This is a genomic window from Mesorhizobium sp. LNHC221B00, assembly GCF_000502935.1.
GTDB lineage: Bacteria > Pseudomonadota > Alphaproteobacteria > Rhizobiales > Rhizobiaceae > Mesorhizobium > Mesorhizobium opportunistum.
Genome location: NZ_AYWR01000024.1, coordinates 41,357 through 54,467, shown reverse-complemented (window position 1 = coordinate 54,467; position 13,111 = coordinate 41,357). Strand labels below are relative to the sequence as shown.

The following is a 13,111-nucleotide window of genomic DNA, read 5'->3' as shown; positions in this document are numbered from 1 at the left end:
CAACGGAAACCCGGCTCCACGCCGGGTTTTTTTGTGAGCCCGGCTCGGCCTCAGCCGCCATACTGCTCGTTGGTCACCGCTTCCAGCCAGTCGGCGTGGACGCCATCGAGCGCTTCCTGCATGGCGATATGCGTCATTGCCGATTTCGGCGCCGCGCCATGCCAGTGCTTCTCGCCGGGCGCGAACGAGATGACGTCGCCTGCCCTGAACTCCTGGACCGGCCCGCCCCAAGTCTGGGCAAGGCCGGCACCCGAGGTGACGTAGAGCGTCTGGCCGAGCGGATGTGTGTGCCAGTATGTGCGAGCACCCGGCTCGAAACTGACCAGTGTCGCCCTCAGCCGCGCCGGTTCCTCCTTCTCGATGATCGGCGTCTGCAGAACGCGGCCGGTGAAGTACTTTTCCGGTGCGATGATGGTGGGTACGCTGCCGCAAGCAATGATCTTCATCGTCTAATCCCAAGACCGGTCAAGACCGGTGGTGAAGCGACCGACGGCAAACGCCGTCTCTCATTCGAGGCGGCTGCATTCTCGACCGATATCTTCCGAGGCGCAACAGGCCGTTTGCCGCGCCGCCGCAATATCCGGTTCTCTCTCCTTAACCATGACCGTTTCCGACATCGCATCGCGGGACGAAAAGACGGTGAATTCAATGTCTTCTTAACGGCTGCCCTCTAGCCCTGAGCCTGCATTTCAGGGGGCGGTGAGATGAGCATACTGGCTACGATCAAGGACCAAAGCGGCCGCATCTACCGCGGCATCCAGTCATTGCTTTTGATCAGCATCGGCGCCGCGCTGCTTGGCACCGTCGAGATGTCGGAAAACCTCCCCTCCAGCGGCGCTTTCGTGGTCTCGATCCTCGCCACCGGGCTGGCCTTGATGGCGCTGATGTACATGCGCAGCAGTGTCGTTCATAGCCTGAGATCCGCAGCCGCCGCCGAGGCGGAAAAGCATCATTTCCTGACCAGGGACGCGATGACCGGGGCGATGACCCGCCGCTATTTCCTCGAAGCGCTGGGTAACAGCCTGGGCACCATGCGCGACCGGCGCGATGCGGCCTTGCTGCTGATCGACCTCGACCATTTCAAGCAGCTCAACGACACGTTCGGGCATCAGTTCGGCGACCGCACCCTGGCGCATCTGGTGAAGACGGCCGAGCGCATTTTCGCCGGCTGCATGGTCGGTCGGCTCGGCGGCGATGAATTCGGTGTCATCATTCCGCATGGCGATCTCGCCGCCATCAACAAGCATGCCAGGCAATTGCTGGATGCCATGCGGGCCGGCAAGTCACACGAAGGCAAGACCATTCCGCTTTCCATTTCGGTCGGCGTGGCGCTGGCGCCCGCCCATGCCTCGAACACGACGGAATTGATGCTGGTTGCCGACCTCGCGCTCTACGAAAGCAAGGCGGCGGGCCGTGGCCGCGTCACCGTGTTCGACGAGGAGATGCTGTCCGACAAGCGCTATCGGCGCCTGGTCGAAAGGGAACTGCGCGCGGCTGTCTATCTCGGCGAGCTCGAACTGCATTACCAGCCGATCGTCAATCCGGATGGCTCCACCCATGCGTTCGAGGGGCTGATCCGCTGGCGCCATCCGGTTCGCGGCCTGATCCCGCCGGTCGAGTTCATCGCCATCGCCGAGCGCTCGACCCTGATCGACATGCTCGGCGAATGGGTGTTCAAGCGCGCTTGCGCCGACATCGGCCATTTCGCCGGCCGCCGCATCTCGATCAACGTCTCCGGCGAGCAACTCAACCGCGACGAGATCGTCACCATGTGCGACCGCGTGCTGAAGGAAACCGGCCGCTCGGCGGCGCAATTCATTATCGAGATCACCGAAACCGTGGCTACCGCCGCCACGCCGGAAGTCCTGCGGCGTCTCGAAGCGTTGCGCGGCCTCGGCTTCCATATCGCGCTCGACGATTTCGGCACCGGCCATTGCGGCTTCAACTATCTGAAGACGTTGCCGATCGACACCATCAAGATTGATCGCTCCTATATCCGCAGCCTTGCCCATGACCAGGTGGCGCAGATCTTCGTTTCGGCGCTGGCGCAGATTGCGCGCATCCAGGACGTCACCATCGTGGCCGAGGGCGTCGAGACGCAGGAAGAGTTCGCACTGGCCAGGGCGGCCGGCTGCAACCGCTTCCAGGGTTATTTCTTCGGCAGGCCGGCGCCACGCGACAAGCCTCTACCGTCACGCCTGGCAAATATCGAGCCGCTGGCGCTGAGCGCCTGACGCAGCGGCGGATTCCTATTTTTCTTGCCCTGCCGGCAAACAAGTGGGACGATGCTTTCGGGCAGGTGGTGAAACCAAAAGAACCCCGCCCGCGACGGTCGAACAGGCCGGCCGCCGCTTAGGACCGATTGACCACGCCTGAACCATGCATGCCAGTCGGTCCTACGGGAAACGCCTGAGTGGAGGTCAGTCATGGGTACTCGCGCCGGAGGACGACGCACGGGACCGAAATGCATTGCCATAGTCGGTCCCTTCGCAAGCGGTAAGACGACACTTCTCGAAGCCATATTGGCCCGTACGGGCGCCATTCCCCGACAAAATCCCGTTTCTTCCGGCAACACCGTTTCCGACCATTCGCCGGAGGCGCGTGCCCACGCGATGAGCGTCGAGGCGACGATCGCCACCACCGAGTTCATGGGCGAGCAGATCACCTTTATCGACTGCCCCGGCTCGATCGAATTCTCCTTCGAGGCCGAACCGGTGTTGGCCGCCTGCGACCTCGCCGTGGTCGTGGCCGAGGCCGATGAAAAGAAGATCCCCGCCCTGCAATTGATCATGCGCAAGCTCGACGATCTCGGCGTGCCGCGCCTCCTGTTCCTCAACAAGGTCGACAAGGCGATATCGGGCGTGCGCGACACGCTGAAGATGTTGCAGCCGGCCAGTTCGGTACCGCTCCTGCTGCGCCAGATTCCACTGCGCAAGGACGGCGTCGTCATCGGCTCGATCGACCTGGCGCTGGAGCGCGCCTACATCTACCGCGAATATGCCGAGAGCGAGGTGGCCGAGATACCAGGCGACGACAAGGCGCGCGAATTGGAAGCGCGCTTCTCCATGCTGGAGACGCTCGCCGACCATGACGACCAGTTGATGGAACAGCTGCTCGAGGAGATCGAGCCGCCGAAGGATGCGATCTTCGACGACCTCTCGGCCGATCTGCGCGACGGCGCGGTGACGCCGGTGCTGATCGGCACCGCCGAGAAGGGCAATGGCGTGCTGCGCCTGCTGAAGACGATCCGCCACGATGCGCCCGACATCGAGGCGACCCGCAAGCGGCTCGGCGCACCGGATGGCAACGCCATCGTGGCCCAGGTGATGAAGACCATTCACACGCCGCACGGCGGCAAGCTGTCGGTGTCGCGCATCCTGTCAGGCCAGGCTGCCGACGGCTCCGAACTCTGGCTGCCCGGCGGCGGCACCGCCAAGGTCTCCGGTATCTACCGGATGCTCGGCAAGGACCAGTTCAAGCTCACCGCCGCCAGGGCCGGCGACACGGTCGCGCTCGGCAAGCTGGACGAGGTCAAGACCGGCCAGACGCTGACCTCGGCCAAGGGCGGCATCAAACAGCTGTTCGATGTCGAACCGCCGCAACCGGTCTTCGCCTTCGCGCTGCGCCCCAAGGAGCGCAAGGACGAGGTGAAGATGTCGGCGGCCATCCAGCGCCTGGCCGAGGAGGATCCCTCGCTCAACCTGCGCCACAACCAGGACTCGGCCGAGACCGTGCTGTCGGGCCATGGCGAGATGCATCTGCGCGTCGTGCGCGAGCGGCTCGAGGGCAAGAACCAGATTCCGGTGGAAGGCCACGCGCCGGCGGTGCCCTATCGCGAGACCATCCGCAAATCGGTGCAGCAGCGCGGCCGCCACAAGAAGCAGTCGGGCGGCCACGGCCAGTTCGGCGATGTGGTGATCGAGATCAAGCCGCTGCCGCGCGGCTCCGGCTTCCAGTTCACCGACACCATCACCGGCGGCGTGGTGCCGAAGACCTACATCCAATCGGTGGAGACCGGTGTGCGCGACTACCTGAAGTCCGGCCCGCTCGGCTTCCCCGTGGTCGATGTCGCCGTCAACCTCTCGGACGGCTCCTACCATGCGGTCGATTCCTCCGACATGGCCTTCCAGATGGCGGCGAAGCTGGCAATGAAGGAAGGCATGGCCGCCTGCTCGCCGGTGCTTCTGGAACCGGTGATGAAGGTCGAGATCGTCACGCCGTCCGACGCGACGTCGAAGATCATCGCGCTGATCCCGCAACGCCGCGGCCAGATCCTCGGTTATGACGCGCGGCCCGACTGGCCGGGATGGGATGTCGTCGAGGCGACCATGCCGCAGGCCGAGATCGGCGACCTGATCATCGAGTTGCGCTCGGCAACCGCGGGCGTTGCCAGCTATCGCGCCGTCTTCGACCACATGGCCGACCTCACCGGCCGCCTCGCGGACGAGGCGATGAATGCCAACGGCAAGGCCGCGTGATTTCCATCCTGATATAACGCCCCCTCGAAATTCGAGGGGGCGGAAATAAAAACGACGCCCGGGGAGCCGGACGCCGTTTTGTTCTGCGGACCGTTTTCTTGGGAGGAGAAACGGCAGGTCCGCCGCATGAGCAGTCGCCGAGCTTCGGCAAAAAGGTTCGGACGCGGTAGCCGCCTGAGCCCGGGTCGTTCGAGTGATGCCCCCATCTCCCGTCCGAACCACACCGCGTCCTATGATCTACATAGCAGATGGAGGATGCCCTTGTCATGTTACCAGAGGTTACATGACACTGTTACGCGGCAATTCAGGTGAAATTCTCAGCCGCCCTGGGGGGCATGCGGGCAACAAAAAAGCCGGATCAATGAAGATCCGGCTGAGTTTGATGGAAGTGCCTGTTAAGGCTAACCTCCAGAGGGGAACACTCGAGGGCGCTAATGGGAGGAGAACGCGCCCAGGAGATGATCTATATATGTGCTCATCATGCCCAAGAAACAAGCATCTATTTTGCAACACACGCATGCAAAAAGACGCAGGCTGTGGTCTAACCCGCTCCCGACGCCAATAGGACCAGTGGAATCGTCGAATTGCAGCGCGCGATCGGGCCATTGTCACACCGGAATCGCGAATAGCGATCGGTTTTCGCCGCGAAATGCCAAAACCGCGCAATGACGTGGAAGTGAGCAGCAGGCGTTCATTTCTAAGGCAATCGGAAGGAGCCAGCCAATGCGTACGTTCACGGCGATTGCCGGCAGCGCTATTTTCCTGATTGCGGCACCTGGCGTGGTCGCCGGTCTGATCCCGTGGCTGCTCAGTGATCGCTGGGGCCTGCCTTGGTCAGCGATGCCGGGCTTTGTGCTTGCCGGCTGGGTCCTGATCCTCGCCGCTGCGGCCGTGCTGCTGCATGCCTTCGGGCGCTTTGCGCTGGAGGGGCTGGGGACACCAGCACCGATCGCGCCGACCGAAAAGCTGGTGATCGGCGGCATCTACCGTCACGTCCGCAACCTGATGTATGTCGCGGTGCTGTCGATCATCCTCGGCCAGGCGCTGCTGTTCTCGAGCTGGACGCTTGTCGCCTATGCCGCCGTCGGCGCGGTCGCCATGGGAGCCTTCGTCAGGCTCTACGAGGAGCCGACGCTCAGCCGTCGTTATGGCGAAGAATACGATACCTACCGCCGCAACGTGCCCGGCTGGCTGCCCCGCCTGACGCCCTGGCGGGGGTGAGCCGGCTTAGGGACGCAGCGCCGCAGAGGATATGTCGAGATTCAGGTCAGGCCGAGCCGAGAACGGGAGCTTCCGAGAACCGGAACGGAGCGGACTTTCCGTCCGTGAGTACCGGAAGCGCAGGAAGCTCTCGTTCGCAGGCCGGCCTCACCTGAATATCGGCATATCCTAAAAGGACCAGCTTCTGGCCTTGGCGATGATGAAATCCCGGAACACATGCAGCTTGGCCTGGTTCTTCATCGCGTCGGGATAGGCGAAATAGGTGTCGAAGGACGGCACCTCGGTCTCCGGCAGCAATTGCACCAGGCCTGAATCCTTGGAGATCACATAGTCCGGCAGCATGGCGATGCCAGCACCGCCCTGCACGGCCCGCTTGATCGACAGGATGTCGTTGATCTGCAGCGAAGGTACACGCTGGCCGCCCTCGAAATCGCCCACCGTCTCCAGCCAGTTCAGTTCCGACAGATGCGAAGGCACCGGCAGGCCGAAGGTGACGATGCGATGGGTCCTGAGCTCCGCGACCGAGGCCGGCTTGCCATGCTTGGCGACATAGGAAGGCGCGGCGTAGAGGTGGAAATGCACGGTGAACAGGCGGCGCTGGATCAGGTCCGGCTGCTGCGGCTGGCGCAGCCGGATGGCGCAATCGGCCTGGCGCATGGTGAGGTCGAGCTCCTCGTTGGCGAGGATCAGCTGCAGGCTGATTTCGGGATAGAGCTCGATGAATTCCTGCACCCGCTCGGTCAGCCAGCCGGCGCCGAGGCCAACGGTCGTCGTCACCCTGAGCACGCCGGAGGGTCGGTCCTTGGTCTCGGTCAGCCGCGACTTGATGGTCTCGAGCTTCATCAGCACGTCATGCGCCGTGCGGAACAGCATTTCGCCTTGCTCGGTCAGCACCAGGCCGCGTGCATGGCGGTTGAACAGCGGCACGCCGACATCATGCTCGAGCGCGCTGACCTGCCGCGAGATCGCCGATTGCGACAGATGCAATGTCTCGGCCGCGTGCGTAAACGACCCCGCTTCCGCCGCTGCGTGAAACACGCGTAGCTTGTCCCAGTCCAACGCCATGATACCCCTCGTTCTGTTTGGCGTCTGAATGAAAAATCAGGCTTTTGCACGGCGTTTCTAAGCCGCTTTTTTAACAGTTTTACAGCGACCCCTATTCCGCTGCTTCGCGATGCACCTCGATACCGGCCAGATACTTTTCCGCCTCGAGCGCCGCCATGCAACCGAGGCCCGCCGCCGTCACCGCCTGGCGATAGACATCGTCGGTCACGTCGCCGGCCGCGAACACGCCGGGCACGTCGGTGCGGGTCGAATCCGGCGCGGTCCACAGATAACCGTTCGGCTTCTGCTTCAGCTTGCCGGCGAACAGTTCGACCGCCGGTGCGTGGCCGATCGCCACGAACACGCCATCGACCTTGAGGTGCGTTTCGGCACCGGTCACCGCATGCTTGAGCTTCAGCCCTTCGACCGACGGCGGCAGCGGCGTCTTGCCCGGGCGGCCGGTGATCTCGTCGACGATCGTGTCCCAGATGACGCGGACATTGTCCTTTTTCAGCAGCCGCTCGCGCAGGATGCGTTCGGCGCGGAAGTCGCTGCGCCTGTGGATGACCGTCACGCTCTTGGCGAGGTTCGACAGGTAGAGCGCCTCCTCCACCGCCGAATTGCCGCCGCCGACCACGGCGACATCCTTGCCGCGATAGAAGAAGCCGTCGCAGGTGGCGCAGGCCGAGACGCCGAAGCCCATGAAATCCTGCTCGCTCGGAATGCCCAGCCACTTGGCTTGCGCACCGGTGGCGATGATCAGCGCGTCGGCCGTGTAGGTCGTGCCGGAATCGCCCTTGGCGCGGAACGGCCGCACGTTGAGGTCGACCTCGGTGATGATGTCGTTGATGATGTCGGTGCCGACATGCTCGGCCTGCTTGAGCATCTGCTCCATCAGCCATGGCCCCTGGATGGGGTCGGCGAAGCCGGGATAGTTTTCGACATCGGTGGTGATCATCAACTGGCCGCCCTGCTGCAGGCCGGCGACAAGCATCGGCTTCAGCATGGCGCGTGCGGCATAGACCGCCGCCGTATAGCCGGCCGGGCCGGAACCGATGATGAGAACGGGCGCATGCTTGGTGGTCATTTGAAGCCTCTGCGGGGCAGACAATAGAGGTGTTGCCTTGGAAAAAGACGTGGAATGTTGCGCTTAATGTAAGGGTTGCCAACCACGCCAGCAAGGCGAACGGGCCGTCGTCCCCGGAAAGCTTCGGCCCATGTGGATATTCGCGCGATGACCGCTTTTCGTTGCCTTTCCAAAATCGCGCTGATGAGGGCTGGCGTCGACACAAAAGTCGTTTAATTACAAAATCGCGAAAGATTCTTGCGCCACTCTGATCATCGAGACCTCCAATGCCGCTCAAGGCCGACCTCGACGCCATCGACTGGAAGATCCTGCGCGAATTGCAGGGCGACGGCCGCATGACCAACGTCGAACTGTCGAACCGCGTCGGCATTTCGGCGCCGCCCTGCCTGCGCCGGGTCAAGCGGCTGGAGGAAGCCGGCATCATCCGAGGCTACCGCGCTCTGCTCAACGCCCCGGCGCTCGGCCTCGACGTGGTCGCCTTCTGCCTGGTCGGGCTGCATCACCAGGCCGATGCCGAACTGCGCATCTTTGCCGAGCGCACGCGCGGCTGGCCGATCGTGCGCGATGCCTGGATGGTCTCGGGCGAATCCGACTTCCTGCTGCATTGCGTGGCAAGCGACCTCGGCACCTTCCAGACCTTCGTCATCGAGGAACTGACCTCGACGCCGAATGTCGACACGGTGCGCACCGCCCTCACCATCCGCCGGGTCAAGGATGAGGGCTTGGTCTCGTTCGAGCGCCCCTGAGGCCGGGCGAAGGCCTGTCGGCCGGCAAATTCCTTACCTTCGCCACACCGGCGCCCCGTTGGTATCAGACAGACGCTGATGTACAAGGCTGGACGGCCTGCCGGACTTCGCCGCTCAACTGACGCTCGAACAGAGCGCAAGCAGTGTTGTTCCGGGGACGGCCCGCCATGGGAAGGGGACCATGACTCGATTTGCAAGCCCGGTCTCGGCGCTTATCATCTGCGTGAACGAGGCCGATATGATCGGCCCGTGCCTGGAAAGCATCGACTTCTGCGCCGAGATCATCGTCGTCGATTCCGGTTCGACCGATGGCACCGTCGAATGCGTGGAAGGCTATATCGCCAAGGGCTACCCGATAACGCTGCTGCACAACGACTGGCCGGGCTTTCCCCGTCAGCGGCAATTCGCGCTCGACCATGCCAACCAGCCTTGGTGTCTTTCGATCGACCCGGACGAACGCGTCGACGACCGGCTGCGACAGTCGATCGTGGCCGCTACGCAGGCTGCCGACACCAAGATCGGCGGCTGGTACATCCGCCGCCGCGATTGGCTGAAGGGCTACGGCTATGCGCATCGCTGGGTGCTGCACAACAGGCTGCTGCGGCTCTTCCGGCGCGAGGGCGCCACCATGGACCTCACCGCGCGAGTGCATGAATCCTTCCGTGTGCCCGGCGAAACCGGCACCATCGAAAACGGCGTGCTGCTGCATCGCCGCGAGATCTCGGTCGAGGAAGATCTTGCCCGGGCCAACAGCTACTCCGGCCTCAAGGCTGTGACGCTGGTCGAGAAGGGCAAGAAGCCCGGCCTGGTGCGGCTGGTGCTGTCGCCGTTCGGCAACTTCCTGAAATTCTATCTCGCCAAGCGCTACTTCCTGTGCGGCCGGCACGGCTTCGTCTACTCGATGTCGGTGATGATCTATTCCTTCGCCACCGAGGCCAAGCTCTACGAAGCCTCGGAGCGCAACGATCAGGCGTGAGCGGTCAGGCCAGATCAGAACCCGTTGTCCCAGCCGAGCGTTTCGATGGCAGCGAGCAGACCGCCGAGGTCATCGGCGTCATGCAAGCGCCTGATGGCGAAGCCGGGCAAAGCCGCCGCCTCGCCGTCCACCAGCCATCCCTGCGCCAGGCCGGCGCGCCGTCCGGCCTGCATGTCGCCCAGTCTGTCGCCGACGATCAGGGAGCGCTGGAGATCGAGATCGAGGCGTTTGCCCGCCTCGACCAGCATGCCCGGATTGGGCTTGCGCATCGGATGGTCCGATACGGCGAGCGGCCCGACGCCGGCCTCGTGATAGGCGCAGGCAAGCACCATGTCGACGAACACGCCCCGCTCGCGCAACAGGTCGAGCACGCGACCGTTCACCGCCGCAAAGACGCTCCAGTCGAAATAGCCACGCGCGATGCCCGACTGGTTGGTGACCACGACGACCGGGGTCCCGTTGCGGTTGGCGGCCGCGATCGCCGGCACGGTATCGTCGCGCAGCACGATCTCGGCCGGATCGCTGGGGTAATCGGTATCGACGTTGATGGTGCCGTCGCGGTCGAGGAACAGCGCCGGCGGGCGTCCCGGGAAAACCCGGTCGCCGATCCGCTCGACCCACAGGCCCGGTTCGGTCAGCGGATACGCTATCGCGTCAGCCATTGTGCAGGCGTGCTTCCACCACCTCGCACAGATGATGGTAGAGGCACAGGTGCCCCTGCTGGATGATCGGCGTCGAGGTCGAGGGCACGTTGAGCAGGATGTCGCACAGCGGCTTCAACTTGCCGCCGGTGTCGCCGGTCAGGCCGATCACCGTCATGTCCATCATCCGCGCCTGTTCGGCGGCGGCGAGGATGCTCGGCGAATTGCCGCTGGTCGAGATCGCCAGCAGCACGCCACCGGCCGCGCCATGCGCCTCGACCTGGCGCGAAAACACCGTGTCGAAGCCGTAGTCGTTGCCCCAGGCGGTCAGCACTGCGGCGTTAGCCGGCAACGCGATGACATTGTAGGCCTTGCGCTCCTTGAGGAAGCGGCCGACCAGTTCGCCGGCGATGTGGATGGCATCGCTGGCCGAGCCGCCATTGCCGGCGATCAGGAAGGCCTTGCCTGCTGAAAGCGCAGCCACCACGGCGCTCGCCGCGCGCTCCATCTCGCCGGTCAGGTCGCGCTCGACCATCGCCGTGATCGCAGCCGCCGAGCGGACCAGGTAGTCGTTCAGTTCAGACATGGAACCCTCAGTTCGTGGTGGCGCCAGCACGCAGCTTGCCGATCGTGCCCGTAGTGCTCTTGCCGGCGACGAGATCGACCAGCACCACGCGTCCGCCGACCTTCTGCACCACATCGGCGCCGACCACGGTGTCGATCGTATAATCCGCGCCCTTGACCAGGATGTCGGGCAGAAGCGCCTCGATCAGCGCCAGCGGCGTATCCTCCTCGAACACCACGACGGCATCGACTGAGGCAAGTGCCGCGAGCACGCAGGCGCGGTCATGCTGGTCGTTGACCGGGCGGCCCGGGCCTTTCAGCCGTCGCACCGAGGCGTCGCTGTTGAGGCCGAGCACCAGCCGGTCGCACTGGCTGCGCGCGGCATGCAAGAGGCTGACGTGGCCGGCATGCAGGATGTCGAAGCAGCCATTGGTGAAGCCGACGCTCAGTCCCTCCGCCTTCCAGGCCGCGACCATGCGCGCCGCCGATGCGGCATCGAGGATGGCGTCCTTGTGGGCGGTCGGTCCATGCGAGCGGAACAGCGCGCCGGCGAGTTCCTCGACCGTCAGCCGCGCGGTACCGCGCTTGCCCACCACGACGCCGCCGGCGGCATTGGCAATCGAGGCCGCCGCGACCGGATCGGCACCGGCGGCCAGCGCCAGCGCGAAGGTCGCGATCACCGTATCGCCCGCGCCCGAGACGTCGAAAACTTCGCGCGCCTGGGTGGCGATGTGGTGCGCCTCGCCGGGGCCGACCACGCTCATGCCCTTTTCGCTGCGGGTGGCGACGACGAAGTCGAAGCTATGCGCGGAAATCAGTTCACGCGCCGCCGCGACGATCTCGTCATCGGCGAACACAGCATGGCCGGCTGCCTCGCCAAGCTCCTTGCGGTTGGGGGTGATGGCGGTCGCGCCGGCATAGCGTGCATAGTCGCGGCCCTTCGGGTCGACCAGCACCGGCTTTCCCGCCTCACGGCAGATGGCGATCAGTTCTCCGGCGACGCCGTCGAGCAGGATGCCCTTGCCGTAGTCGGACAGGACAACGATATCGGCCTGCTTGAGCGCATCCCGGAAATGACCGACCAGACCAGCCCGCTCGTCGTCGCCGAGCGGCTTGATTTCTTCTTCGTCGAAACGCAGCACCTGCTGGTTGAGCGCGCTGAAGCGGCTCTTCGACGAGGTCATGCGGCCGCGCTGCTGCGAAAGCCCCACCGTTTCGGCGCCAAGCTCGCTGAGCATCCGCACCAGGCTGTCGCCGGCCGCATCGGTACCGATCACCGAAACCGGGATGGCCCGCGCGCCGAGCGAGACGATGTTGGCCACGACATTGCCGGCACCGCCCATGGCCAAGACCTCGCCGCGCCCATGCAGCACCGGGATCGGCGCCTCCGGCGAGATCCGCTCGATGACGCCGTTGACGAAGCGGTCGAGGATGAGGTCGCCGACCACCAGAACGGTCACGTCGCCGAAACGCGCGATCGCGCGGTGCAAAGGTTCGGGAGAAGGCGGATTGTGCTTGATCATGTCACTGGCAACGCGCGGGAAAGGCCGATCTCTGTCGTGCTGAAAATTGTCAATTTACGGGCCGGATCGTTCATGCCTGCCGATATACCGCAAATCCATGCAGCGCAACGGCAGGACATAGTCCGGCGGTCAGCTCTTCTGCAGGGCAACGTGGACGCCCAGTCCGACCAGCACGGCCCCGCCTGCGCGCTGCATGAGGCGCTGTGCACGGCTCGAACGCCGCAGCCGGCCGATGACGAGACCGGCCAGGAAGACGCAGACGATGTCGGCCGAGGAGAACATCAAATTGACGATGGTGCCGAGCACGACGAATTGCAGCCAGACCGGGAACGCCGCCGAGGCATCGATGAACTGCGGCAGGAAGGCCATGAAGAAGATCGCGGTCTTCGGGTTGAGCACCTCGACGGTGATGCTTTCGAAAAAGGCACGCCGCGCCGATTTCCGCTCGATGACGGGCAGCGTCGTGTCACCGTCCGCGCGCTTGCGGAACAGCGAAATGCCGAGCCAAATCAGATAGAGCGCGCCGACAAGCTTGACCGCCATGTAGAGCGGCGGCACGGCGTGGAACAGCACCGACAGGCCGGCGGCAGCGGCAAACACATGCACATAGCCGCCGAGATGGATGCCGAGTGCCGCCGTCAGCCCCGACCAGCGCCCACGCGCCATCGTCTGGGCCGCGGCATAAAGCATGGCCGGACCAGGGATGTAGGCGAAGATCGCCGTGGTGGCGAAAAACGCAATGAGCAGTTCCGTCGACGGCATTCGTTTGTTCCTTCGTGATCCAGTCCGGCAGGCGAACCAACAGAAGCGGCAGCTTTGCGGCCCCACCGT

Annotated in this window: 12 protein-coding genes; 5 read left to right on the top strand and 7 right to left on the bottom strand. The window is 64.2% G+C overall.

What is annotated here, in order from left to right; genetic code table 11:
* Window positions 1-50: 50 nt before the first annotated feature.
* Window positions 51-446: a cupin domain-containing protein gene (locus tag X741_RS142145; RefSeq protein ID WP_023779891.1), complete on the bottom strand. Its 396-nt coding sequence runs from the start codon at window positions 444-446 to the stop codon at window positions 51-53.
* A 258-nt stretch (window positions 447-704) separates the two neighbouring features.
* Between X741_RS142145 and X741_RS142150 the strand changes: the two genes are divergently transcribed.
* From X741_RS142150 to X741_RS142160, 3 genes are all read left to right on the top strand, one after another.
* Window positions 705-2,234, top strand: coding sequence for an EAL domain-containing protein (locus tag X741_RS142150; RefSeq protein WP_023779890.1), 1,530 nt, complete (start codon window positions 705-707; stop codon window positions 2,232-2,234).
* Window positions 2,235-2,426: 192 nt separating this feature from the next.
* Window positions 2,427-4,478 (top strand): elongation factor G, encoded by a 2,052-nt coding sequence (locus X741_RS142155; RefSeq protein ID WP_023779889.1) that lies wholly within the window; start codon window positions 2,427-2,429, stop codon window positions 4,476-4,478.
* Window positions 4,479-5,201: 723 nt separating this feature from the next.
* Complete coding sequence (locus X741_RS142160; RefSeq protein ID WP_023779888.1) at window positions 5,202-5,699, top strand: isoprenylcysteine carboxylmethyltransferase family protein; 498 nt, start codon at window positions 5,202-5,204, stop codon at window positions 5,697-5,699.
* 168 nt (window positions 5,700-5,867) lie between these two features.
* On the opposite strand, the gene X741_RS142165 is transcribed toward X741_RS142160, so the two are convergent.
* A complete protein-coding gene (locus tag X741_RS142165; RefSeq protein ID WP_013893578.1) occupies window positions 5,868-6,764 on the bottom strand; it encodes a LysR family transcriptional regulator in 897 nt (298 codons plus the stop codon).
* Window positions 6,765-6,855: 91 nt separating this feature from the next.
* Window positions 6,856-7,830: a thioredoxin-disulfide reductase gene (gene trxB / locus X741_RS142170; protein ID WP_023767598.1), complete on the bottom strand. Its 975-nt coding sequence runs from the start codon at window positions 7,828-7,830 to the stop codon at window positions 6,856-6,858.
* 266 nt (window positions 7,831-8,096) lie between these two features.
* On the opposite strand from trxB, the gene X741_RS142175 reads away from it, so the two are divergent.
* Window positions 8,097-8,576, top strand: coding sequence for an Lrp/AsnC family transcriptional regulator (locus tag X741_RS142175; protein ID WP_023779887.1), 480 nt, complete (start codon window positions 8,097-8,099; stop codon window positions 8,574-8,576).
* Between the two features lie 181 nt (window positions 8,577-8,757).
* Window positions 8,758-9,552, top strand: a complete 795-nt coding sequence (locus X741_RS142180) for a glycosyltransferase family 2 protein (protein WP_023779886.1) — start codon at window positions 8,758-8,760, stop codon at window positions 9,550-9,552.
* Between the two features lie 14 nt (window positions 9,553-9,566).
* On the opposite strand, the gene gmhB is transcribed toward X741_RS142180, so the two are convergent.
* The 4 genes from gmhB to X741_RS142200 all read right to left on the bottom strand — a co-directional run bounded on the left by gmhB (window position 9,567) and on the right by X741_RS142200 (window position 13,042).
* The gene (gmhB, locus tag X741_RS142185; protein WP_023779885.1) at window positions 9,567-10,214 is read right to left on the bottom strand and encodes a D-glycero-beta-D-manno-heptose 1,7-bisphosphate 7-phosphatase; all 648 of its coding nucleotides are present in this window, start codon (window positions 10,212-10,214) and stop codon (window positions 9,567-9,569) included.
* Window positions 10,207-10,779 (bottom strand): SIS domain-containing protein, encoded by a 573-nt coding sequence (locus tag X741_RS142190; RefSeq protein ID WP_023779884.1) that lies wholly within the window; start codon window positions 10,777-10,779, stop codon window positions 10,207-10,209. The genes gmhB and X741_RS142190 overlap by 8 nt, the downstream gene beginning before the upstream one ends.
* Before the next feature lie 7 nt (window positions 10,780-10,786).
* Window positions 10,787-12,280, bottom strand: coding sequence for a D-glycero-beta-D-manno-heptose-7-phosphate kinase (gene rfaE1 / locus X741_RS142195; RefSeq protein ID WP_023779883.1), 1,494 nt, complete (start codon window positions 12,278-12,280; stop codon window positions 10,787-10,789).
* A 129-nt stretch (window positions 12,281-12,409) separates the two neighbouring features.
* Entirely contained in the window at window positions 12,410-13,042 is a 633-nt protein-coding gene (locus X741_RS142200) for a LysE family translocator (RefSeq protein ID WP_013893571.1), read from the bottom strand.
* Window positions 13,043-13,111: the final 69 nt, after the last annotated feature.